The sequence below is a fragment of the Polynucleobacter campilacus genome (assembly GCF_002206625.1).
GTDB classification, from domain to species: Bacteria; Pseudomonadota; Gammaproteobacteria; order Burkholderiales; family Burkholderiaceae; genus Polynucleobacter; species Polynucleobacter campilacus.
Genome location: NZ_NGUP01000003.1, coordinates 497,930 through 521,692, shown reverse-complemented (window position 1 = coordinate 521,692; position 23,763 = coordinate 497,930). Strand labels below are relative to the sequence as shown.

21 protein-coding genes and 1 riboswitch are annotated in these 23,763 nt (G+C 45.4%); of the genes, 15 read left to right on the top strand and 6 right to left on the bottom strand.

Annotated features, from left to right (window positions below; translation table 11 throughout):
* Window positions 1-1,314 carry an AmpG family muropeptide MFS transporter gene (locus tag CBI31_RS06060; protein WP_240553768.1) on the top strand — a complete coding sequence of 438 codons (1,314 nt, stop codon included), beginning with the start codon at window positions 1-3 and terminating at the stop codon, window positions 1,312-1,314.
* A 13-nt stretch (window positions 1,315-1,327) separates the two neighbouring features.
* On the opposite strand, the gene CBI31_RS06055 is transcribed toward CBI31_RS06060, so the two are convergent.
* Window positions 1,328-2,110, bottom strand: coding sequence for an exodeoxyribonuclease III (locus CBI31_RS06055; protein ID WP_088525500.1), 783 nt, complete (start codon window positions 2,108-2,110; stop codon window positions 1,328-1,330).
* 8 nt (window positions 2,111-2,118) lie between these two features.
* On the opposite strand from CBI31_RS06055, the gene pyrE reads away from it, so the two are divergent.
* Entirely contained in the window at window positions 2,119-2,787 is a 669-nt protein-coding gene (gene pyrE, locus CBI31_RS06050) for an orotate phosphoribosyltransferase (protein ID WP_088525499.1), read from the top strand.
* A gap of 11 nt (window positions 2,788-2,798) precedes the next feature.
* On the opposite strand, the gene dapF is transcribed toward pyrE, so the two are convergent.
* From dapF to CBI31_RS06035, 3 genes are read right to left on the bottom strand one after another with little or no spacing between them, the layout of a single operon-like run.
* Window positions 2,799-3,653, bottom strand: a complete 855-nt coding sequence (gene dapF / locus CBI31_RS06045; RefSeq protein ID WP_088525498.1) for a diaminopimelate epimerase — start codon at window positions 3,651-3,653, stop codon at window positions 2,799-2,801.
* 58 nt (window positions 3,654-3,711) lie between these two features.
* A complete protein-coding gene (locus CBI31_RS06040) occupies window positions 3,712-4,611 on the bottom strand; it encodes an LpxL/LpxP family acyltransferase (RefSeq protein WP_088525497.1) in 900 nt (299 codons plus the stop codon).
* A 15-nt stretch (window positions 4,612-4,626) separates the two neighbouring features.
* Window positions 4,627-5,487, bottom strand: coding sequence for an LpxL/LpxP family acyltransferase (locus CBI31_RS06035; RefSeq protein WP_088525496.1), 861 nt, complete (start codon window positions 5,485-5,487; stop codon window positions 4,627-4,629).
* Window positions 5,488-5,690: 203 nt separating this feature from the next.
* Between CBI31_RS06035 and metK the strand changes: the two genes are divergently transcribed.
* From metK to metF, 3 genes are all read left to right on the top strand, one after another.
* Window positions 5,691-6,857 carry a methionine adenosyltransferase gene (gene metK / locus CBI31_RS06030; protein WP_088525495.1) on the top strand — a complete coding sequence of 389 codons (1,167 nt, stop codon included), beginning with the start codon at window positions 5,691-5,693 and terminating at the stop codon, window positions 6,855-6,857.
* A 75-nt stretch (window positions 6,858-6,932) separates the two neighbouring features.
* A riboswitch (S-adenosyl-L-homocysteine riboswitch) is annotated at window positions 6,933-7,038 on the top strand.
* Between the two features lie 61 nt (window positions 7,039-7,099).
* Window positions 7,100-8,545 (top strand): adenosylhomocysteinase, encoded by a 1,446-nt coding sequence (gene ahcY / locus CBI31_RS06025; protein ID WP_088525494.1) that lies wholly within the window; start codon window positions 7,100-7,102, stop codon window positions 8,543-8,545.
* A 35-nt stretch (window positions 8,546-8,580) separates the two neighbouring features.
* Window positions 8,581-9,411: a methylenetetrahydrofolate reductase [NAD(P)H] gene (gene metF, locus CBI31_RS06020; RefSeq protein WP_088525493.1), complete on the top strand. Its 831-nt coding sequence runs from the start codon at window positions 8,581-8,583 to the stop codon at window positions 9,409-9,411.
* A gap of 1 nt (window position 9,412) precedes the next feature.
* On the opposite strand, the gene CBI31_RS06015 is transcribed toward metF, so the two are convergent.
* A complete protein-coding gene (locus tag CBI31_RS06015; protein WP_240553766.1) occupies window positions 9,413-10,030 on the bottom strand; it encodes a 5-formyltetrahydrofolate cyclo-ligase in 618 nt (205 codons plus the stop codon).
* An 86-nt stretch (window positions 10,031-10,116) separates the two neighbouring features.
* Here CBI31_RS06015 and CBI31_RS06010 point away from each other — a divergent pair, with 86 nt between their 5' ends.
* The 3 genes from CBI31_RS06010 to CBI31_RS06000 are packed head-to-tail and all read left to right on the top strand — an operon-like array spanning window position 10,117 to window position 14,145.
* Window positions 10,117-12,081 (top strand): lytic transglycosylase domain-containing protein, encoded by a 1,965-nt coding sequence (locus CBI31_RS06010; RefSeq protein ID WP_240553764.1) that lies wholly within the window; start codon window positions 10,117-10,119, stop codon window positions 12,079-12,081.
* Between the two features lie 25 nt (window positions 12,082-12,106).
* The gene (locus CBI31_RS06005) at window positions 12,107-13,018 is read left to right on the top strand and encodes a complex I NDUFA9 subunit family protein (RefSeq protein WP_088525491.1); all 912 of its coding nucleotides are present in this window, start codon (window positions 12,107-12,109) and stop codon (window positions 13,016-13,018) included.
* Window positions 13,015-14,145, top strand: coding sequence for a tRNA nucleotidyltransferase/poly(A) polymerase-related protein (locus CBI31_RS06000; RefSeq protein ID WP_088525490.1), 1,131 nt, complete (start codon window positions 13,015-13,017; stop codon window positions 14,143-14,145). The genes CBI31_RS06005 and CBI31_RS06000 overlap by 4 nt, the downstream gene beginning before the upstream one ends.
* A 3-nt stretch (window positions 14,146-14,148) precedes the next feature.
* On the opposite strand, the gene CBI31_RS05995 is transcribed toward CBI31_RS06000, so the two are convergent.
* Window positions 14,149-15,336 carry a class I SAM-dependent methyltransferase gene (locus CBI31_RS05995; RefSeq protein ID WP_088525489.1) on the bottom strand — a complete coding sequence of 396 codons (1,188 nt, stop codon included), beginning with the start codon at window positions 15,334-15,336 and terminating at the stop codon, window positions 14,149-14,151.
* Window positions 15,337-15,361: 25 nt separating this feature from the next.
* Here CBI31_RS05995 and CBI31_RS05990 point away from each other — a divergent pair, with 25 nt between their 5' ends.
* The 7 genes from CBI31_RS05990 (at window position 15,362) to CBI31_RS05960 (ending at window position 23,760) form a co-directional block, all read left to right on the top strand.
* Complete coding sequence (locus tag CBI31_RS05990; RefSeq protein WP_088525488.1) at window positions 15,362-16,168, top strand: SDR family oxidoreductase; 807 nt, start codon at window positions 15,362-15,364, stop codon at window positions 16,166-16,168.
* Between the two features lie 11 nt (window positions 16,169-16,179).
* Complete coding sequence (locus CBI31_RS05985) at window positions 16,180-16,575, top strand: dihydroneopterin aldolase (protein WP_088525487.1); 396 nt, start codon at window positions 16,180-16,182, stop codon at window positions 16,573-16,575.
* Window positions 16,576-16,585: 10 nt separating this feature from the next.
* Complete coding sequence (gene ttcA, locus CBI31_RS05980) at window positions 16,586-17,494, top strand: tRNA 2-thiocytidine(32) synthetase TtcA (RefSeq protein ID WP_088525486.1); 909 nt, start codon at window positions 16,586-16,588, stop codon at window positions 17,492-17,494.
* Window positions 17,491-18,951, top strand: coding sequence for a bifunctional UDP-N-acetylglucosamine diphosphorylase/glucosamine-1-phosphate N-acetyltransferase GlmU (gene glmU / locus CBI31_RS05975; protein ID WP_088525485.1), 1,461 nt, complete (start codon window positions 17,491-17,493; stop codon window positions 18,949-18,951). The genes ttcA and glmU overlap by 4 nt, the downstream gene beginning before the upstream one ends.
* Complete coding sequence (gene glmS / locus CBI31_RS05970) at window positions 18,951-20,783, top strand: glutamine--fructose-6-phosphate transaminase (isomerizing) (RefSeq protein WP_088525484.1); 1,833 nt, start codon at window positions 18,951-18,953, stop codon at window positions 20,781-20,783. The genes glmU and glmS overlap by 1 nt, the downstream gene beginning before the upstream one ends.
* Window positions 20,784-20,909: 126 nt before the next feature.
* Window positions 20,910-22,451, top strand: a complete 1,542-nt coding sequence (locus CBI31_RS05965) for an efflux transporter outer membrane subunit (protein ID WP_088525483.1) — start codon at window positions 20,910-20,912, stop codon at window positions 22,449-22,451.
* A 169-nt stretch (window positions 22,452-22,620) separates the two neighbouring features.
* The gene (locus CBI31_RS05960; RefSeq protein ID WP_088525875.1) at window positions 22,621-23,760 is read left to right on the top strand and encodes an efflux RND transporter periplasmic adaptor subunit; all 1,140 of its coding nucleotides are present in this window, start codon (window positions 22,621-22,623) and stop codon (window positions 23,758-23,760) included.
* Window positions 23,761-23,763: the final 3 nt, after the last annotated feature.

The following is a 23,763-nucleotide window of genomic DNA, read 5'->3' as shown; positions in this document are numbered from 1 at the left end:
ATGCTGAGAGCGGCTCAGTCGTGGCTTGCTGATTTTCGGGTTTACCTCGAATGGCCATGTCTTCGAATGTTGTTCCTTGGCTTTTCTGCCGGCCTCCCACTATTACTGATTCTTGGCACCTTAAGCTTTTGGTTACGCGAAGCTGGGATTGATCGCAGCACTATTGGCTACTTAACTTGGGTCGGGCTGATTTATGCATTCAAGTGGATGTGGGCTCCACTGGTTGATCGTTTACAAATCCCCTTCTTAACAAAATTATTCGGGCGCCGTCGCAGCTGGCTGCTATTCGCGCAGGCACTCATCATTTTGGGTCTTGTGGGAATGTCTACGCTAGATCCAAAGCTTGCGCTCAACTCTGTAGTTTGGTGTGCACTACTAGTTGCATTTGGTTCGGCTACCCAAGACATTGCATTAGATGCATTTCGGATTGAATCCGCCAATAGTGATCGTCAGGCCGCCTTAGCCGCTACTTATCAAACGGGATATCGCCTTGCTTTGATATGGTCTGGTGCAGGCGTTCTCTGGCTCGCTGCCCGTGCAGAGACTGGCGCTGGTTATGATGCAGGCGCCTGGCAGTTCGCTTATTTATGTATGGCTGCGTCCATTAGTGTGGGTGTGATTACTACGTTATTAAGTAAAGAGCCCGTGAAAATTGATTTGCCTAAAGCGCGTAATGTTAAAGCGTGGCTACATCAAACTTTGATTGAGCCATTTGCTGAATTTCTGACGCGCTATCGCTGGCACGCAGTATTGATTTTGTCTTTAATTGCCGTCTATCGCATTAGTGATGTGGTGATGGGCATTATGGCCAATCCTTTTTATGTTGACATGGGTTATACCAAAGATGAAGTTGCGGCAGTGAGTAAGGTATTCGGCGTTGTAATGACTTTAGTCGGCGCTTTTGTTGGTGGTGTTCTCACTTTGCGATTTGGTGTCCTACGGATTTTATTTTTGGGCGCAGTGTTGTCGTCAGTCAGCAATATCTTGTTTGCTTGGTTGGCAACCCAAGGCCATGATTTACATGGTTTGATTTGGGTAATCTCTGCTGATAATTTAAGCTCAGGTATTGCTAGCGCTGCATTTATTGCCTTCTTATCAGCCCTCACGAATATTCGCTATTCAGCTACTCAGTACGCCCTATTTAGCTCGATGATGTTGTTGTTGCCAAAATGGTTAGCAGGCTTCTCTGGAGTATTCGTCGATACCTTTGGTTACCAGACCTTCTTTTATGGCACGGCTATTATTGGCGCACCAGTGTTACTACTCATTTGGGCCACCATTCATTTCAAAATCGTGCAGATCAAGAAAGATTAACGCTAGTATTAAATTACAGATTCCAGTCGTAGTCCACCGTCAGTGGGGCATGGTCTGAGAAGCGCTCATCTTTGTAGACAGCAGTTTTCTTGGCAGTAGCAGCAATGCCTGCGGTACTAATTTGGTAATCAATACGCCAGCCAACATTCTTGGCATAGGCTTGCCCACGATTACTCCACCAGGTGTAGCAAGACTCACCAGCCTTAGGCTCTAGTTTGCGATAGACATCTACGTAGCCAACCTGATCAAACAAGTTAGTGAGCCATGCGCGCTCTTCTGGCAGGAAGCCAGAGTTTTTAAGATTACCTTTCCAGTTCTTGAGGTCAATTTCATGATGGGCAATATTGACATCACCGCACAGGACAATTTCATGCCCTGATTTTTTCAGCCCAATGAGGTGGGGTAAGAAGCTATCAAGATATCGATACTTAGCTTCTTGGCGCTCAGGTGAGCTTGAGCCTGAGGGCATATAAACCGAAATTACTGATAGTGCTTTGAAGCGGGCCTCGACATAGCGGCCCTCAGCATCAAATTCTTCATTGCCATAGCCGTACAAAACTTCATCTGGCTTATGTGGTGTATAGATCCCGCAGCCGCTATAGCCTTTTTTATCAGCATGGTGAAAAAAGCCGTGCATACCGTCTGGATTGAGGATGGAAGCTTCTAGGTCATCTCGTTGTGCTTTGAGCTCTTGCATACAGATAAAGTCAGCCTTTTGCTTGATAGCCCATGGCAGGAAGCCTTTTTTGACTGCGGAACGGATACCGTTGAGGTTCGCGGAAATGATGCGTAACATGTAGGCCTATGAGCTCAAATAATTCAAATCAAGATAACTTTATTCATTTTGCCTTGGAGACAAAGGTTTTGTCCTTCGGGGAGTTTAAAACTAAAGCGGGAAGGCTTTCACCTTATTTCTTTAATGCGGGTGGATTTAACGATGGCGCACGCTTAAGTGCATTGGGCCGTTACTACGCAAAAGCCTTACAAGAATCTAAGGTTGCCTTCGACATGCTTTATGGCCCCGCATATAAAGGCATTACCTTAGCGGCTGCAACTGCTATTGCTCTAGCAGATAAGGGTTTAAATATTCCGTTTGCTTATAACCGTAAAGAAGCCAAAGATCATGGTGAGGGCGGATCATTAGTTGGCGCTCCGGTCAAGGGCAGGGTAGTCATTATTGATGACGTGATCTCAGCTGGGACTTCTGTCCGAGAGTCGGTAGACCTCATACGTGGCGCAGGCGCTGAGCCTGCTGCAGTCTTGATTGCCTTAGATCGTATGGAGCGCTCTGGCAATGCCGTTGAAATCGGTGAGAAGTCCGCAGTTCAGGCAGTTGAGGAAGAGTTTGGCTTGCCAGTGATTGCTATTGCTAACTTAGCCGACCTGATGACTTTTCTCATGGCATCTAGTGATACCGAGCTCACCAATTACTTGCCTGCAGTAAAAGCGTATCGCGATCAATACGGCATCTAAGAAGGCATTGCTTAGATTTGTGTTTCGCCTTCAAACGCGGTAGCCGCTGGTCCAGTCATTATGACTGATTGGGCGACGTTATTGACGATACCGCCCCAGGCTATTAGAAGATCCCCGCCACGAGTATGTACCTTCACGGGGGAATCCAGTAAGCCTCGACGAATACCAGAAACCACGGCTGCGCAAGCCCCAGTCCCGCAGGCCAAAGTTTCCCCTGCACCACGTTCGTATACGCGTAACTTGATTTCATTGCGATTCATGACCTGCATATAGCCAGCATTTACTTTTTTTGGAAACGCAGAATACTTTTCAATTTCAGCGCCTTCTTCAAGAACGGGCGCACTCTCAAGATCAGCAACAACTTGAACTGCATGCGGATTACCCATTGAAAGCACGCCAACAAAACTATCATGTGAGGCGGGATGATCTAGGGGAAGTGCAAAAAGCATCTCTTGAAACTCTTGCATGCTTGCCAAGCCACTTGCATTAAATGGAATTTGGCTATGCTCAAAAATAGGAGCGCCCATATCAACCTCTACTTGACCATCCGGATGAGCTTTGAGAGTAAGCACAGTGTGCGCAACTTCAACGCGTAAAGGATTTTTAGTAGACAAGCCTTGATCTAATACAAAGCGCACAAAGCAACGAGAACCATTGCCGCATTGCTCTACTTCTCCACCGTCAGAATTGAAAATCCGATAACGAAAATCTGCATCTGGACGAGTAGCTTTTTCAACAATGAGAATTTGATCGGCACCAATGCCAAATTGACGATGCGCTAAGGCCTGCCATTGCTCACGTGAGATGGTACTGAGGTCTTGATCAATACCATTGAGAACAATGAAGTCATTGCCAGCACCATGCATTTTGGTGAAGCGAAGTTTGCGTCCAGTATTTTTTAAAGATGTGCTCAAAAGTATCTCGTTAATCGTAAAGGCTCAGCTCACCAGGTGGCCGATGTTTAAAACGCTTATGTACCCAATAGTACTCTGCCGGTCTTTCGCGAACAAGTTCTTCAATATAGTGATTTAAGCGGGCAGTATCTTCCTCGACATCATCACTTGGAAAGTTTGGTAAGGGTTCGCTGATATGGCAGGTATAGCCTTTACGGTCTTTATTTAATGTGGTGGTCATAAAACAGACCTCAGCACCACTGAGTCTAGCTAGCCGGGAGACGGAGGTGATGGTATTTGTCTGAATGCCAAAAAAAGGAACAAAGATAGAGTCACGTGGACCTAAATCAATGTCGGGAGCGATAAAAATAAAGTTCCCCGTTTGGATTTCACGGATGAGGTCACGAAGGCGGCTTTGTCTCTCAATCGATTTCCCGCCAAACCGATTTCTCCACTCAATCATCTTTTGGTTGAAGAAAGGATTCTTCATATTTTGGTATAGACCTGCACCACGGAGCCAATCATGCTGGCTGGCTAAAACAGACAGGGCCATAAAGCCACCCTCGAGGCCTACAAAGTGCGGATTAATTAGTAAGCGTGGCTTGCGATCACCCAAAGTAATCGCCGAGTCGATACTCACAATATCGGTGATTTGTTTACCACTACCAAGCCAAATGCGACTTCGTTCTAAAACGCTGCGGCCGAATAATTTCCAGTGCTCCAGTGCCAGCGTATCAATTTCTTTTTCATTTAGATTAGGAAAACATAGGCGGAGATTGGTTTTCACTACCTGCGCACGCTCATTAGGTATATGGGCTGCAAGCCAGCCGAGTCCATAGCCCACATAGACGCTGAATACATAAGGGAGGAAAGCAAAGAGGCGCAGGAGATTAAGCGCCAAGAAATTGAAGAGGTTGGATAACCAGGTCATTTCAAAAGTTTATTACTAATTGCTTGGAGGTAGTTCTGCGCCTGCAGGATGTTTGTAGCGGTTGTAAGACCAGATGAATTGCTCTGGGGCAACTAAGACCGCAGCCTCAATGGCATTATTTAATTCTCTTGCTGCAATAGTAGGGTCATCTGAAAAAGGCGCCAAACGTTTGGCATTCACTATCCAGCCAGAGCCCAAGGCTTTGCGTTTTGCTGTAAACATTACTGCAGGTGTTTGATGTCGATTAGCAAGGCGTACTGGCAGGGTGGTAGTGTAGGCAGGACGACCAAAAAAATTACACCAAACACCATCACCGCCACTGGGGACTTGATCCGGAAGGATGGCGATAGCCTCGCCTTTTGCAAGGGCCCGGGTCATATGACGAACCCCCTGAAGATTAGTTGGTACAAAATGCATATTTGGATAAGCGCGCCCCTCTTCCACTACTTCATTTAGCCATTCTTGTCGGGATGGGCGATACATGATGGTTGCAGGGAAATGTTGTGCTAAAAAACGAGGAATGATTTCAAAGCCACCGAGGTGCGGGCATAAAATAATCATGCCTTTGCCTTCGGACATTGCGGCTTGAATGACATCCCAGTCTGGTACATCCGCCTTTGCAAGAGCCTTTTGGGGATTGCGCCATATCCACAGGCTATCTGAAAATAGCATTCCAGAGGCCCTCACTGCTTCCCACAGTTTGAATGGTAGTTTGTAGGCGCTAACTACTCCTTCATATTGTGGGCGAAAAAGCGAGCGATATTGCTTTGAGCCTACATAGGCCAAGACACCCATAGAGGCCCCAATGATTTGTACCAAAACCAGGGGAAGCGCTGCAACGGCATTGAGGCTCAGTTTGAGGATTAATTTTCGCACCCCCTAATGATATTCAATACAGCCATTAGGGCCAAATTTAAGCCTACTTCGCTCAGTTCAGCCCTTTTCGGATAAAATGGAGTCATCGCTGAGTTAAGACAACTTGCAGGGCGATTCATAAATTCTGCTAAAGCGTCGCCGTTGTGGTTCCTGGCACGTCGAGTTGTCCCATAGAACGTGTTAATTTTTTAAAGGAATATGCAATGGCAAACGATTACTTCTTTACCTCAGAGTCAGTCTCTGAAGGTCATCCCGATAAAGTAGCAGACCAAATTTCTGATGCAATCTTGGATGCCATCTTGGCCCAAGATCCAACTGCACGTGTTGCAGCAGAAACATTATGTAATACCGGTTTGGTAGTCCTTGCTGGTGAGATTACTACCAATGCAAACGTTGACTACATTCAAGTGGCTCGTAATACCTTGCGTGAGATTGGCTATGACAATACTGCTTACGGCATTGATTACAAAGGTTGTGCGGTACTGGTTGCCTATGACAAGCAAAGTCCAGATATTGCTCAAGGTGTTGATAAGGCGCATGACGACGGCCTAGATCAGGGTGCTGGTGACCAAGGTCTGATGTTTGGTTACGCTTGTGATGAGACTTCTGAGCTGATGCCTTTACCAATTCACTTGTCACATCGTTTGGTAGAGCGTCAATCGCAGTTACGTCGTGATGGCCGTTTGACATGGTTACGACCAGATGCCAAGTCACAAGTGACTCTGCGTTATGTTGATGGCAAGCCTGTTTCGATTGACACAGTAGTTCTTTCCACCCAGCATGATGAAGACATTTCTCTCGAAAAATTGCGTGAAGCAGTCATCGAAGAAATTATCAAACCGGTATTGCCTAAGCATTTGATTAAGGGCGCAATTAACTTCTTAGTTAACCCAACAGGTCGTTTTGTTATTGGTGGCCCACAGGGCGATTGTGGTTTGACTGGTCGAAAAATTATTGTGGATACCTACGGTGGTGCTGCTCCTCACGGCGGTGGCGCATTCTCCGGTAAGGACCCCTCTAAGGTTGACCGCTCTGCTGCATACGCAGGCCGTTATGTTGCGAAGAACGTGGTTGCTGCGGGCTTGGCAAGTAAGTGCTTGATTCAGATTTCGTATGCGATTGGCGTTGCAAAGCCAACTTCAGTGATGGTGAGCACCTTTGGTACGGGCAAGATCTCTGATGAAAAGATTGCGCAATTGGTATCTGAGCACTTTGATCTGCGCCCAAAAGGAATTGTGAAGATGCTGAACCTCTTGCGTCCTATTTATCGCAAAACAGCCGCTTACGGTCATTTTGGTCGTGAGGAGCCCGAATTTACTTGGGAGCAGACAGACAAGGCCGCTACATTGCGTTCCGCAGCTGGCTTATAAGCTCTAGGGGTATTAAAAAGCAGTTTATAGATGGATTGAGGCGAAATATGGCGTAATTGTTTACAATTACGCCATACCTTCAAGGAGCGTTGCAAGGAATGCTGAGACCCAGCATTTCCCCAGGCTTGAAGGGAGTGGATTCTTAAACAGTTTCTGCTAATTGCAACCGCGCTCGCTAACCCATGGTTCAACGGCTAGCGAGTTTGCACTCCAGCATTGGATCGTATTTAGCTGGAGCATTAATGAATACCGTTACCGATTTAAATAATTTTGTTGCAACACGTTGCGCAATTGCTGATATTTCTTTGGCTGATTTTGGACGTAAAGAAATTGCCATTGCTGAAACTGAGATGCCTGGTTTGATCGCTATTCGCGATGAGTTTGCTGCACAACAGCCATTGCGTGGAGCGCGAATCACGGGTTCGCTACACATGACAATTCAAACTGCAGTGTTGATTGAGACCCTTGAGGCACTTGGTGCCCAAGTGCAGTGGGCATCTTGCAATATTTTCTCTACACAAGACCATGCTGCTGCAGCCATTGCTGCTAATGGCACGCCTGTGTATGCCATTAAGGGCGAGACTCTTGAGCAGTACTGGGATTTCACGCACCGCATTTTTGAGTGGGCTGATGGAGGCTTCACCAATATGATTTTGGATGATGGTGGTGATGCTACTTTGTTGTTACATCTTGGTGCCCGTGCTGAAAAAGATCAAGCCTGCTTGAATCACCCAACGAGTGAAGAAGAAACAATTTTGTTTTCTGCTATTAAGAAAAAATTAGCACAAGACCCAACTTGGTATTCAACACGTTTGGAAAAAGTTAAGGGCGTTACAGAAGAAACCACAACAGGTGTTCATCGTCTGTATCAAATGTTTGCTAGAGGTGAATTGAAATTTCCTGCAATCAACGTGAACGACTCAGTAACCAAGAGCAAGTTCGATAACCTTTATGGTTGCCGCGAGTCTTTAGTTGATGCAATCAAGCGCGCTACCGATGTCATGGTTGCCGGTAAGGTTGCAGTAGTTTGCGGTTATGGCGATGTAGGTAAGGGCTCAGCTCAAGCCTTGCGCGCCTTATCTGCTCAAGTTTGGGTTACTGAGGTAGACCCAATCTGTGCATTGCAAGCGGCAATGGAAGGCTACCGTGTTGTAACTATGGATTACGCTGCCGATAAAGCAGATATCTTTGTGTCTGCAACTGGTAACTACCATGTCATTACACATGATCATATGGCGAAGATGAAGAATCAAGCCATCGTTTGTAATATTGGTCACTTCGATAATGAGATCGACGTTGCGGGTATTGAGAAGTACAAGTGGGAAGAGATCAAGCCACAAGTCGATCACGTGATTTTCCCAGCGAGCAATGGCAAGCCTGAAAAGCGCATCATCATCTTGGCTAAAGGCCGTCTGGTTAACTTGGGTTGCGGTACAGGTCATCCTTCTTATGTGATGAGCTCTTCATTTGCAAACCAGGTGATTGCGCAGATTGAATTGTGGAATGCGGTTGGTAGCGACAAATACCCAATCGGCGTTTATACATTGCCCAAGCATTTGGATGAGAAGGTCGCACGTTTACAGCTTAAGACTCTCAATGCTGAGTTGACAGTGTTATCTGATCAGCAAGCTTCTTACATTGGTGTAACGAAGGAAGGCCCATATAAGACAGACCACTATCGTTATTAATCCAATTATTTAATAGAAACCCTGGGCCCAAAATCATGGAATTAAGCGTCGAATTCTTTCCTCCAAAAACACCTGAAGGTGAGAAGAAGCTACATCTTGTGCGCGAGCGTTTTAGTCAAACTCTCAACCCTGCGTTTTATTCTGTGACCTTTGGTGCCGGCGGCTCTACGCAGTCTGGTACCTTGAAAGTGGTGAGTGATATTCATGCTGCTGGTGCAGCAGTTGCCCCTCACTTATCTTGCGTTGGTAGTTCACGTGAAAGTGTGCGTGAGATGCTCAAGCAATATCAATCTCTAGGCATTAAACGCATTGTGGCTTTGAGGGGTGACTTACCATCAGGTATGGGCCAGTATGGTGAGTTTCATCATGCTAATGAGTTGGTGGAATTTATTCGTGCTGAAACCGGTGATTGGTTTCATATTGATGTAGCTGCTTATCCAGAGTGTCATCCTCAGGCGAAGTCTCCTGCTAGCGATGTTCATTTCTTTGTGCAGAAAATGAAAGCGGGCGCCAATTCCGCAGTAACTCAGTATTTTTATAACACTGATGCTTACTTTCGTTTTGTCGATGAGGCCTATAACTTAGGCGTAACAGAGCCGATCATTGCTGGCATCATGCCGATTACGAATAGCACTCAGCTATTGCGCTTCTCTGACGCTTGTGGAGCCGAGATTCCTCGTTGGATTCGGTTGCGTCTTCAGTCTTATGGTGACGACATTGCTTCAATTCGTGCATTTGGTGAAGAGGTAGTGACAGATTTATGCGACCAGCTATTGACAGCAGGTGCACCCGGATTGCATTTCTACTCTTTAAATCAAGCAGATGCTGTTTTGGCCATTGCTGACAACTTAGATTTAACAAAGTAAGTCAGCGAAGTAAGCCAGACTCCGTAAGCATCATATCTAAAGGCTCATCATGCGCTTGGGCTACCCATTGGGCATCATTGAGTTTTTGCCAATCAAACCCAATCCCGATACAGATGAACTGGGGGTTATTATTTCTGAGTGCGGCTAGGGTTCGATCAAAATATCCGCCGCCATAGCCTAGGCGCCAATAATGAGTTTTGTCGTTCTCAATAGAGCTAGACCACCCTACGCAGGGAATGAGGATGCAGTCAGGAGTGATTGCTGGTCTTGAGGGGTTATTTGGGTTTGGCTCAGGAACCCCATGTTGGCTTGGGGTCAAAGCATCCCCATCTTGCCATTCATAGAAGTCGAGGTGTTTATCGGGACGCGCGTAGGGAAGCGCTAGAGCGCATCCAGGATTTTGGTTTGCCCAAGCGATTAATGCTGAACGCAAATCAAGTTCATCTTGTATGGGCCAATAAAGCGCTATAGACCGTAGGGAATTACCATCTTTCACTAAAAACTGATTAAGACCGGCAATTAGCCTCTCTTTGGCTTGAGCATAACTTTGCCCAGCAGCAAATTCTTTGCGTTGGTTTAACAAATCTTGACGAAGAGTTTTTGGCGAATTAGCGTGCATATCGACCATTATCAGGCGAAAATTAGAAGATATAGTAAACAACTTAATGCCAGCCGAATACTGGTAATTATGTACAGGGCTAGATAGTGAAAAAGAAGTCTGAAATTCTCAAGGTTAATCAGTTCCGCTGGACCAAAATTTTGATCCTGGGGCTAGCCTTATCTATGTCCAACACTTTTGCTGAAAAGCCTAAAAAATCAAGTCTTCCTAAATCCTATGAAAGCAAGGCAGCCCCTGCCGAGATTACCGATACAGATCGGATGTTTATTGATTTACGGGAGGCCGCTAGAAAGAATGATGTTTTCCGCACGCAACAGCTTTCATCTAACCTGGCCGCCTATCCATTTGATGATTATGTGACCTACTTTCGTATTAAGCCGCAATTATTTGATAGTGGCGGTGGACCGCGTAGCGATTACAGCGCTGATGCCCAGGTCATTGCATTCTTAAATCAGTATCATGGCACGGCATTGGCTGATCGGATGCGTAACGATTGGTTGTTGGTTTTGGGTAAGCGAAAAGACTGGGCGCGCTTTGATCTAGAGTATGCCAAGTTTGTGTTGGATGATGATACTCAGGTGAAGTGCTATTCCTTGCTGTCAAAATTATCACAAGGCGAGAACCCCACTAAATTAGCAATCGATACGCGATCATTTTTATTAGACCCAAGTTACTTTGGACAAGCTTGCCAAGAATTAGTTCCTTCCTTGGTTGCTGCTGGTGGAATGACACCAAGCGAGGCTAGGGCGATTGGTCGGGCGGCTAGTGAAAGAGGTTTTGACACAATGGCACGTCGTTTGGGTGGCGAAGATCCTATTGCAGAAATTGTAAAAGCTGCAAAGGCTGATCCAGCAAAAGCGTACCGAGATTTTTTACAAACTTCATCGCGCTATAGCAAAGAAAATCAAGCAGTAGCTTGGGGTGTGATTGGTCAATTTCTGGCAAAGAAATTAGATCCTAATGCTGATGATGCGTATCGCTTGCAGCAAGAGCTTGGTTACAACGAGCTGCTCTCAGTTGAGTCTCAGGAGTGGAAGGTGCGCGCAGGCTTACGTGCTAAGGATTGGAGCTTGGTAAAAAATGCGATAGAGGGCATGAATCCCATAGTGCGCAGTAAAGATCCGGCTTGGACTTATTGGTATGGCCGCGCCTTAAAAGCCGAAGGTCAGGATGCAAAGGCCAAGGAGAGCTTTGAGTTAATTGATGAGCAATACAATTTTTATGGGCAACTGGCTCGCGAAGAGTTAGGTAAGTCGAATCATGCGCCATCTCGTACTAAGGTAACCGAGCAAGACATTGATGCAATGGCCAGTCGTAAGGGGTTTGTGAGGGGCGAGCGTTTATATGCCATGAACCTTCGCTTTGAAGGCAATCGCGAGTGGAACTGGGAGCTGCGCAACATGACTGACAAGCAGTTGTTGGCTGCTGCTGAGTACGCTAAGCGTATTCATTTATACGACCGTGTTGTGAATACCGCTGATCGTACGAAGCAAGAGCATGACTTTAGTTTGCGTTACCCAACTCCATTTAGGGATGAGCTTTCTCCGATTGCAAGACAAATTGACTTAAACCTTGCATGGGCTTATGGACTCATTCGTCAAGAATCACGCTTCATCATGAATGCATCTTCATCGGTAGGCGCCTCGGGCCTAATGCAGGTGATGCCTAATACGGCAAAGTATGTTGCTAAAAAAATTGGCATGCTCAACTACACCAATGACAAGCTCAGCGATACCAATACGAATTTAACTTTGGGCAGTAATTATCTCAATATGGTCTTAGTTGACCTAGATGGTTCTTGGGTGCTGGCATCAGCTGCTTATAACGCTGGCCCCTCTCGCTCAAAAGCATGGCGTGAAAAATTAACAAGCCCAACCGAAGGCGCCATCTTTGCGGAGACTATTCCGTTTAATGAGACGCGCACTTATGTCAAGAATGTACTCTCAAACGCCAATTACTATTCGTCGGTCATGAATGGTCAAGCCCCTTCTTTGAAGCAGCGCCTGGGTGTTATCTCACCTAAGACAGCTACCCAATCTGAGTTACCTTAATTAGCATTCATTTATAAAAGAGCTTATGAAATACGACATTCTTTTGATTGGTGGTAATGGATTTGTTGGGCGAGTGCTGGCTGCGCAATTACAAGCAGCGGGCTATTCAGTTCTCTTACCTACAAGCCACTTGGCTGCGGGCCGGGAGTTACGGATGTTGCCTAAAGTACATTTAGAGGATGCTGATATTCATGATTTTGATGAACTGCAATCTTTGTGTGCACGCATTCATGACAATGGTGCCGTGATTAATTTGGTGGGTGTCTTGCACGATAAGCCGGCAACGCCTTATGGAAAAGTATTTAAAGCTGCGCATGTAGATTTACCAAAAAATATTATGACCGCGATGCAAATGCATGGTCTCAAGCGCTACCTTCATATGAGTGCTTTGGGTGCAGACTCCAGTGGACCGTCTATGTATCAGCGTAGTAAGGGCGATGGTGAGGCGGCAGTCAAAGCCAGTAGTTTAGATTGGACTATTTTTAGGCCATCAGTCATTTTTGGCGCCCAAGATCAGTTCATTAATTTATTTTCAAAGTTAGCCAAATTATTTCCAGTAATGCCTTTAGCAAATCATCAGGCAAAGTTTCAACCAGTAAGCGTAGATGATGTAGCAAGCGCTTTTGTGATGGCATTAAAGATGCCCCAGACCATTCATGAATCATATGATTTGGTAGGCCCTATGGTCTACAACATGAAAGAGATTGTGGAGTTTGCTGCACGTAAAGCCAAAACGTCTTGTGCCATCATTCCGGTGCCCGCTTTTGTAGGCTATCTACAAGCCTTAGCATTTGAATTTTTGCCAGTACCTACTTTGATGTCGCGTGACAATATTGCTTCAATGCAATTGCCTAATGTGTTGCCTGTAAGCGGTAAAGATGCATTAAGTGAAGTCTTCAAAATGAGCCGGCGAAGCCTTGAGGGTATGAAGCAATGAAGATCTATGCAGTCGGTGGTGCAATACGGGATACCTTAATGGGTTTGCCTGTGCACGATATCGACTATGTAGTCGTTGGCTCTAGCGTACATGAAATGATTGCTAAAGGCTTTCGTCCTGTGGGCAAGGATTTTCCGGTTTTTCTGCATCCAGAAACTCAGGCTGAGTATGCGCTAGCTCGCACTGAACGTAAAACAGGCCAAGGGTATAAAGGCTTTCATTTTTATGCAGATCCTTCAGTTACCTTGGACCAAGACCTAGAGCGCCGCGATTTAACGATGAATGCTATGGCTCAAGAAGTAGGCCCCGATGGAAAACAGTTTGGACCGATCATTGACCCTTATAACGGTCAAGAAGATTTAGCTGCCAAAGTATTTCGTCATGTATCTGATACTTTTTCTGAAGATCCGTTGCGCTTATTGCGTATTGCTCGCTTTGCTGCACGCTTTCCTGAATTTAGGATTGCCAATGACACGATGTCGGCATTAAAGGCAATTGTTCAGGCGGGCGAGTTAAATGCGCTTTCAGCAGAGCGGATTTGGCAGGAGCTAGCTAGAGGCCTAGTTGCTTCAAAGCCTATGCATATGTTCCAAGTTTTGCTAGATACCGGCGCTGCCAAATCCCTGTTGCCAAGCACGCTTACTGCGAAACTTGCAGAAGAGGCATTTCGTGAATTATTGATTCAGTATTGCGAGGCTAGTAGTAATAACCTAGAAGAGCGCTGTGCCATCATCTTGATGGATTTGTCAGCCTCTGAAATTCGTTCATGGGCTGAATGTGTGCGTATGCCGATTGAAGTGCGTGACTTTAGTGAGATTTTTAGTGAATTAAAGGTGCTGGTTGATAGGCACTCGGAAGCGGCCTATCAAGCTGTCGATGTCTTGGCTTGGTTTAATCGCGCTGATGTTTGGCGTAAGCCAGATCGTGGCCAAGCATTACTGAATCTTGCTGGGAAAATCGGGTTCAATGTTTCTGTATTGGTAGCAGCCATGCGCAATGCTCAGGCATTAAATACCGCAGAGATTATTGCTGGTGTTGAGGCGCAAGACCGATCTAATGGCGAGCGCATTGGCAGTGCATTTGAAGCTGCCAGACTTGCTGCGATTGCTGCCGCATTACAGTCTTAGGCTTTAGAGTCTATTTCTGCCGCGCAGCCCAGGCAGATCTTCTAGAGAAGATCCAGGCAATAAAGTATCTAAATTCTTCGAGAAGGCAAATGCCTTAAAGAGCTCACCCATCTCTGCTTCGGAGAGTAATTTTTGCAATGCGTTGGAAATGGGCAGAAAAGTTTCAGGAGCGCTTGGATCTCCAATCTCGAGCGCAATATCGCCAATGCCGGCATCCAATAAATATCCGGCTTGATTGGTCAAAAAAATATCATCAGCATTTTCTGCCAGCGCACTACGAGCAATTTGTGACCACTCAATATGTGTCGTTAAGTCACAAAGACCAGGCAGATAAAATGGGTCTTGAATTGCATGATGGCGATGGTGTGCCATCAATGTTCCCTCTAGTCTTTGCGGATGGTAATACTCACTTTCTGGAAAGCCATAGTCGAAAGTTAAAAACAAACCAGTATCTAGGTGTTTGGCAACTTGATGCATCCACGCATTAGCAGGCGTATGAAGTTCGGTGACATAGCCTTCGGAAAAGCTTCCATCCAAAAGGCTCTCAGGTAATAACTCTTGATTGACTGGTGAACTTACTTTCCAAAGTAACTTGCCATCCTGAAAGGTAACGCCATACCAATACCAAAATCCATTTTGATAAATGATGACATCACAAGGAATGGCATCGATCACTTCATTAGCAAGAATGATGCCCTTGAAGTCCTTTGGTAATTTTTCAAGCCAACGGTATTGAGTGGATAACTTCAATTTCTCAACAATATTACCAATGCACTCTTGCTGACGCTGCGCCAAGTCTGGAGAAATCTCAATGATGTCGTAGCGATCCAAACTAAATCCAAGATCATGTAAGCGACTCAGAACAGAGGCGGCAAGTTTTCCCGTGCCGGCACCAAATTCAAGGATTTGGGTGCGCAAACCTTTTTCTTTGAGGCTCTCAAGGACTGGCAACAAAGTCGAACAAATAGCAGCGCCAAAGAGGGGGCTTAGCTCGGGGGCTGTGGTGAAGTCCCCACCAGTACCTAATTTATGCGCCCCAGCGCTGTAATAGCCCATTCCAGGCTCATATAGTGCCATCTCCATATATCTGGAAAATGGCAACCATCCACCCTGGGAGGCTATCTCAGAGGCAATTTTGCCCTTGAGGAGTTCGCTATGCTCCGTTTCTAGGCTGGTCAAGGTAATATCCATAGCTCGCTAGTCTAAGAGAATTTAATTGAACCCACCCTTATCCCAGCAAAAGAAGGCAGTTTTAGTGACCGGCGCCGCCAAGCGTCTGGGTCGGGAAATCGCTTTGCAGTTTGCGCGCCAGGGATGGGATGTTGCTGTTCATTATGGGCGATCTGAGCAAGAGGCTAAAGAAGTTACCAGAGAAATCGAAATGATGGGGGTTAAATCCCAAGTTTTTCAGGCGGATTTAGCAGACGAAGCAGCTATCAAGAAGCTGTTTACTGCCGTGAGTCAGCAATTTGTAAATCTGCATTGCTTAGTCAATAGTGCATCTATTTTTGAGTACGATCGTGCCAACTCAAATGCACCATTAACTGCCAAAAGCTTGCAGGAGCATATGCAGGTTAATTTGACTGCACCGATCCTACTTTCTCAATTGATGTTTGAGTTTAAGAAAAATAATTCAAGTAAAGCAGGTAGTGAGAATTTACCATCTGTCATTCAATTGCTCGATCAAAAGTTGATTAATCTCAACCCAGATTATTTGTCATATACATTATCTAAAGCTGCGCTAGCAACTTCAGTAGAAGTGTTGGCCCTCGATTTTGCTCCTTACCTTAGAGTGCTTGGCTTAGCGCCCGGAATTTCTTTACCCTCGGGCGATCAAACTAATGATGGCTTTGAAAAAGCGCATCAAATGACACCGCTAGGAAAATCTTCAACACCTGACGATGTTGCGAAAGCAGCCGTCTTTTTAGCTCAGGCTAACGCCATTACTGGAACTACTTTATATGTTGATGGTGGCCAACATTTATTACCTTCATCACGCGATGTAATGTTTAAGACAAATTAAGTAGACTATTTATGCACACTATTCTTTCCCATCCTGCACTTGCTGACTGCCGCCGTTTATTTTTACGGGACTATGAAATCTATATCAACATCGGCGTTCATGATTTTGAGAAAAAAGCAGAACAACGCGTAATTCTTAATGTAGATCTCTACATTCCATTGGCCAAGAATACGCCAACAAACGACCAATTAGATGAGGTGGTCGATTATGACTTTATGCGCGAAACCATTAAAGCGCGGGCCTCTCAGGGCCATATCCACCTTCAAGAAACATTTTGCGATGACATCGTTGCGGTAATGCTTGCGCATCCCAAGGTATTGGCAGCATGCGTTAGCACTGCAAAACCAGATGTCTATCCAGATTGTCATTCTGTTGGCGTTGAAGTGTTTCGTATTAAGCAGGCATAAGTGAGCAGTTATGGGTGATATTCGTAAAGTAATCTTCGAAGAAAACAAGCTAGAGAAAAAACTCTGTCGCTTAGTTGGCCAAGCTATTGGCGACTTTGGCATGATCGAAGACGGAGACAAGGTCATGGTCTGTGTTTCTGGTGGCAAAGACAGTTATGCCATGCTAGATATTTTGATGAAGTTACGTGAGCGCGCTCCAATCAACTTTGAGATCGTCGCCGTTAACCTTGACCAGAAGCAACCTAATTTTCCTGCGGAGATATTGCCTAACTATCTAAAGAGCTTAGGCGTTCAGTTTCATATTGAAGAGCAAGATACCTATAGCATTGTGAAGCGCGTGATACCAGAAGGGAAGACGACTTGTGGTTTGTGCTCCCGCTTGCGTCGTGGGATTTTGTACCGCGTCGCAGATGAGCTAGGCGCCACCAAAATTGCCTTAGGACACCATCGCGATGACATCTTAGAAACTCTGATGCTCAATATGTTCTATGCAGGCAAGTTAAAAGGTATGCCGCCTAAGCTTCGTTCTGATGATGGCAAGCATATTGTGATTCGTCCTTTAGCTTATGTTCCCGAGAAATTGTTGGAGCGTTATGCGCAGGATATGAATTTCCCAATTATTCCGTGTGATCTCTGCGGCAGTCAGCCCAATCTTCAGCGCCAAGTCATGAAAGAAATGTTGCGCGATTGGGAGAAAAAATACCCTGGCCGTGTAGAGAATCTCTTTCGCTCAATGCACCACATCGTGCCATCTCATTTGATGGATGGGGAGGCTTTTGATTTCCAAAATTTAGAAATTTCTAGAGAGCTATCTGGCATTGCTGCTAGATCCTCTGGGGATAAGGCAATTGATGAGGCTGAATTAGAAGAATTGGCGTGCGGAACGCTTATTCAAGGGACTTATAATCCCTCTTTATGAATATCGTCATATTGGCTGCGGGTCAAGGAAAGCGGATGAAATCCGCCCTGCCCAAGGTCCTGCAAACTTTAGCAGGCAAACCACTTCTTCAGCACGTCCTGATTACTGCTCTATCTTTACAAAATAAACAGACTAAAACTAGCCCGATTGTGGTGGTTGGCCACGGCGCTGCTGACGTTAAATCATTTTTAGTCAATACAAGTAAAGAGGATCCTAGTTTTAGCAAAGTCAGTACTGTTCTCCAGGCTGAGCAAAAAGGTACAGGGCATGCACTCTTGCAGGCGCTTCCAAAGCTGGATGTGCAAGAGCCTACTTTGGTTTTGTATGGCGATGTACCGCTGACTAGTAAAAAGACTTTGAGTAAGTTGGCTAAATTAGCTGATGGTGTGCGTGGCCAACATTCTGCTTTGGCTTTGCTTACTCAGAATCTTTCGAACCCAACAGGCTATGGCCGCATAGTGCGTGACGCGGATGGTTCGGTACAAGAGATTGTGGAGGAGAAAGATGCAACTCCAGCACAAAAAGCAATTCAAGAAATTAATACCGGCATTATGGTGTTACCAACCAATGCATTAAAGAAGTGGCTTAAAGCTTTACGTGCTAGTAATGCACAGGGTGAGTACTATTTAACTGATGTGATTGCGATGGCTGTTAAGGATGGTGTACCCATTCGAACTACACAAGCAGATGACGAGTTTGAAACTATTGGCATCAATAGTCGCGACCAGTTAGCTAGCCTAGAGCGAGTCCATCAACTTAACATCGCCCGTCAGCTGATGGATGCTGGCGTATCGCTAGCTGATCCTGCGCGCATCGATGTGCGCGGCACCCTTGAGTGCGGCACCGATGTTTTTATTGATGTAGGCTGTGTCTTTGAGGGCTGCGTTACCTTAGTAGCAGGCACAAAGATTGGTCCTTACTGTGTGATTCGCAATAGCGTGATTGGTAAAGCAGTAGCAGTGCATGCATACAGCCATATTGATGGCGCTAAAGTTGGTAATCAATCAGTGATTGGTCCATACGCCCGCTTACGTCCAGGCGCCGATTTATCAAATGATGTTCACATTGGCAACTTCGTTGAAGTCAAGAACAGCAAGATTGCTGCTAATAGCAAAGCAAATCATTTGTCGTATGTGGGTGATTCCATTGTTGGATCCAGAGTCAATATTGGCGCAGGTACGATTACCTGCAACTATGACGGTGTTAACAAACATCAGACCATTATTGAGGATGATGTCTTTATTGGGTCAGATACCCAATTGGTTGCTCCGGTACGCGTTGGGCGTGGCGCTACATTGGGTGCGGGTACAACCCTGACAAAAGACGCACCCGCAAATCAGTTGACTGTATCAAGAGCGAAGCAAGTATCTTTACAGTGGAAACGACCAGTGAAGCAGGTAAAAAAAGCGGCTACAAAGCAGACTGCCATCAAAAAAACCGCAAAGGGTAAAAAATAATGTGCGGTATTGTTGGTGCAGCATCTCATCAAAATATTGTTGATGTTTTGGTTGAGGGCTTACGTCGTCTTGAGTACCGTGGTTACGACTCCTGTGGGTTTGCGGTAATGAATAGTGGCGATGCTAATCATCCAATCAAAAGAGCGCGTACAACAGCCCGTGTGTCTGAATTAGCCGATCAAGGAAAAGAATTTATTGGCACGATTGGTATTGCCCATACACGCTGGGCTACACATGGCAAGCCAGATACTCAAAACGCGCATCCCCACATTTCTAATGAATTGATTGCGGTGGTACATAACGGCATTATTGAGAATTATGAAAATCTGCGCACAGAGTTAAAAGCTGCTGGTTATGTTTTCACCTCTGAAACGGATACTGAAGTCATTGCGCATTTAATTCATCAGGAATACCTTGCTAGTGGTCAAAAAGATATTGCCCAATCAGTAAGAACAGTCCTGCCTAAATTACACGGTGCATATGCAATTGGAGTGATTGCTCAAGATAAGCCCGCCACCTTGGTTGGTGCGCGTGTTGGTTCACCCCTGGTAGTAGCACTTGGTGAGCATGAAAACTTTTTAGCTTCAGATGCTCTTGCTTTAGCGGGACGTGCTAGTTCAATGATGTATTTGGAAGAGGGCGATATTGCAATTCTTACGGCCGATAGCGCGCAAGTAATCGATCAATCTGGAAAGCCTGTACAAAGAGAGTGTAAGCCGATGCCTGCTCAGGCCGATTCTGTAGATTTAGGGCCTTATCAGCATTACATGCAAAAAGAGATCTTTGAGCAACCCAGAGCCATTAGCGATACTCTGGCTAATATTGCCTCATTTGGTCCAGAACTCTTTAATGCCAATCCAGATGACTGGCAAAAATTTGATCAAATCTTGATTCTGGCTTGCGGCACTAGTTATTACTCGGCTTGCGTTGCTAAATATTGGTTGGAAGATATCGCTGGCGTTCCCACTCAAGTAGAGATCGCTAGTGAGTATCGTTATCGCAAGACTGTGCCAAATCCAAAAACACTCATTGTGGTGGTCTCTCAATCTGGTGAGACTGCAGATACTTTGGCAGCCCTTCGTCACGCTAAGACTCTTGGACACTCTTACACGCTAGCCATTTGCAACGTTGCTAGTAGCGCAATGGTTCGTGAAACCAATTGGCATTTCTTGACTAAAGCGGGCATTGAGGTTGGCGTTGCATCCACCAAGGCATTTACAACCCAATTGCTAGCTTTGTACCTTTTAGCTGTATCGCTTGCAAAGCGAACGGGTAAGGTCTCTGCTGAAAAAGAAAAAGAGCTACTTCTAGAATTACGACATTTACCAAAAGCTCTGAATGCAGTATTAGCGCTTGAGCCACAAATCATTGCTTGGAGTGATACATTTTCTAAATGTGAAAATGCACTTTTCTTGGGTCGCGGCTTACACTATCCGATCGCTCTTGAAGGTGCGCTTAAGCTCAAAGAGATCTCTTATATTCATGCTGAAGCCTACCCGGCTGGTGAGTTAAAGCACGGTCCATTGGCATTAGTAACAGACAAGATGCCAGTTGTAACAGTCGCTCCAAATGATGTGCTTTTGGAGAAATTGAAATCCAACATGCAGGAAGTAAAAGCGCGCGGCGGAAAGTTGTATATCTTTGCTGATCTTGATACTAATATCATTAGCACTGAAGGAATTAATGTTATCCGCTTACCTGAGCACTACGGTAATCTCTCGCCAATCTTGCATGTAGTACCACTGCAGTTGCTTGCGTATCACACCGCGTGTGCTCGAGGTACCGATGTTGATAAGCCAAGAAACCTTGCAAAGAGTGTTACCGTTGAATAATTGTCATGTTTGACATTTCTCCAAAGCTGTGAACAAATTTCAGTATTTAAATCAGGACTTTACAAAGCCCCGATGACATTTCTGTGTTCAAATAAGTCCTGTTAAAGAGGATATTTGTTGCAATCCATGTTTCTGTCGAAAGTGCCACCACTCTCACGTTTAAATTTGCTTCTGTTGATTTGCACAGGGTTGTTCTCTGCGTGTGCGGTTGGCCCAGACTTTAAGCAGCCAGATGCCCCGAAGGCTAAGTCTTATACTGAAAGCCCCCTGTCTCAAAAGTTAACTGCTGCACCTGGAGTGCCTGGCGGTACTCCTCAAGAATTTACCGAGGGTGCAGATATAGAAGCTCAATGGTGGACACTTTATAAGTCTCCGGAGCTTGATGCTCTAATTAAAAAAGCGCTTGAGCAGAATCCAAGCTTAGGCGCGGCAGATGCAGCATTGCGTGCGGCGCAAGAAAATGTGAGCGCTCAAATTGGCGGCCAATATTTTCCAGCGGTAAGTGTTGGCGGCGCGGCTACTCGACAACTTCAGCCATCGGCAATCTATGGCCTACCATACGGATCTGACACCTACAACCTTTACAACACTTCAGTAAACGTGACTTATAAGCTGGATGTGTTTGGTGGTGCACGGCGTGCTGTTGAGGGAGCTAGAGCGCAAGCTGAAGTTGCTCAGTTTCAACTAGAAGGGGCTTACCTTTCATTGACTGCCAATGTTGTTACTGGCGCAGTCAAAGAAGCAGCCCTACGTGCGCAAATGCAGGCTACAGAAGAGATCTTAAAAGCCCAAATTAATTTAGCCGACGTAACAGAAAAACAATTAAAGATCGGCACTGTTAATAAGGTTGATTTGACCTCCCAGCAAACTTTAGTAGCCAGTTCGCAAGTGGATTTATTTAATTATGAGCGTAATTTAGCGTTTGCTCGCAATCAGTTAGCCTTGCTAGTTGGCGAGTTACCTAGTAACGCCAATATTGCAAAGTTTGATCTCTCTAATTTGCACTTGCCTGAAAAGTTGCCACTTTCCATACCATCAAGCCTGGTACGTCAGCGCCCCGATGTCCGCGCTGCTGAGGCACAACTCAAGGCGCAGAATGCATTTGTTGGGGTAGCAACAGCCAACCTATTACCTCAGTTCAATATCACTGGATCAATTGGTTCAGCTGCGCTCACCTCTGCTGCATTATTTGGCCCTAACTCTGCATTGTGGTCTATTGGCGGTGGAATTTTGCAGCCCCTATTTCAGGGTGGTCAGTTGTTGGCGCAACGCCGTGGCGCCATCGCAAATTATGAGCAAGCAGCTTTTCAGTACCAGGCAACAGTCTTAAATGCTTTTCAAGAAGTGGCTAATGCTTTACGTGCACTAGAGACCGGAGCCCAAGCGCTTAAAGCAGCATCTGATGCAGAGCGTTATGCCTATGAAACATTAGACCTGGTTCAACAGCAATATAAATTGGGTACTACAAGTTACTTGGCAGTCCTTTATTACCAAAATCAATATCAACAAGCAAAAGTGAAATCAGTCGCGGCTCAAGCAACCCGTTTTTCTGATACTGCAGCATTATTTGCGGCATTAGGCGGTGGCTGGTGGAATCGTGAGGGCCCTGCCTTTAAACCAAAAGACATAGCGAATAAAGATCAAAATGAAACTTCTGGAACAAATTAAAAACAAACTCATTGCTATGATTCTTGCCTTATGGGCCTGGATTAGGCTCAAGACAGTCGAGTGGAGATTGCGTGAAAAAGTAATTTCAATCTGGGAAAAAGCCAAAGCTTTTTATGCTCGCATGGGTCAAAAATGGCGTGGTACTAAAGCATGCGCCAAGCTCATGGCTATGGAGCCCTTCCAGCGCCGAATGACCATCATGTTGTGCGGAGTATTTTTGCTGCTAGGCTTAATTTTTGCGTTTAATCAAGCCAAGATGTTCATGATTAAGTATTTCGTCTCAGGAATGGGTTTGCCCCCAGCGACAGTTTCAACAATGGCCATTTCTACTTCTGAATGGCAGCCTAAACTAAGTAGTGTTGGTAATGTTCGCGCATTTAGGGGTGTAGATTTAAGTACCGAGATTGGTGGATTGGTTCTTGCAGTGCCAATTAAATCTGGCCAGGATGTCAAAGAAGGTGATTTATTAATTAAGCTAAACGATGCGTCTGATGTTGCACAGTTGAAATCCTTAAAGGCAATGGCGGAGCTTGCAAAAGTCATTAATGAGCGCGATAAACAGCAGCTAGCAATCCAGGCAATTAGTAAAAATGTGTTTGATACGAGTGCAGCAGATGCAAAGTCCAAGCTTGCACAAGTCGAGTCACAGACTGCTTTAGTTGCTAAAAAGAATTTAAAGGCCCCCTTTAGTGGTCGGGTCGGCATCATATCCATTAACCCTGGTCAGTACGTTAATCCAGGCGATAAGCTCTTAACCTTACAAACTTTAGACCCTATTTTTGTGGACTTTAACTTGCCACAAAGTAATGCTGAGCAAATTCAGGTGGGGCAAGAAGTATTCGTGACAACAGATGCCTTTAAAGATGCAAGCTTTACCGGAAAGATTACAGCTGTAAGTCCAAAGGTGGACACCAATACTCGCAATATTCAAGTTGAGGCGCAAATTGCTAATCCAGATAAGAAAATTCTTCCTGGAATGTTTGCCAATGTGAATATCAAAGTTGGTGAACAGGCAAAATTATTAACCTTGCCGCAAACGGCTGTGACTTATAACCCTTATGGCTCAACAGTATTCATTGCTAAACCCACTGGCAAGAAAGATAAGCAAGGTAAGCCGGTATTAGAGGCGCAACAAGTATTTGTTACTACTGGAGCAACACGAGGCGATCAAGTGGCAATTCTCAAAGGAGTTGAAGAGGGTGCCACAGTAGTGACAAGTGGTCAATTAAAGCTGAAGAATGGCACGCCGCTCATTATTAATAATACGGTGCAGCCAGCTAATTCACCCGATCCTAAGCCTCAGGAATAATGA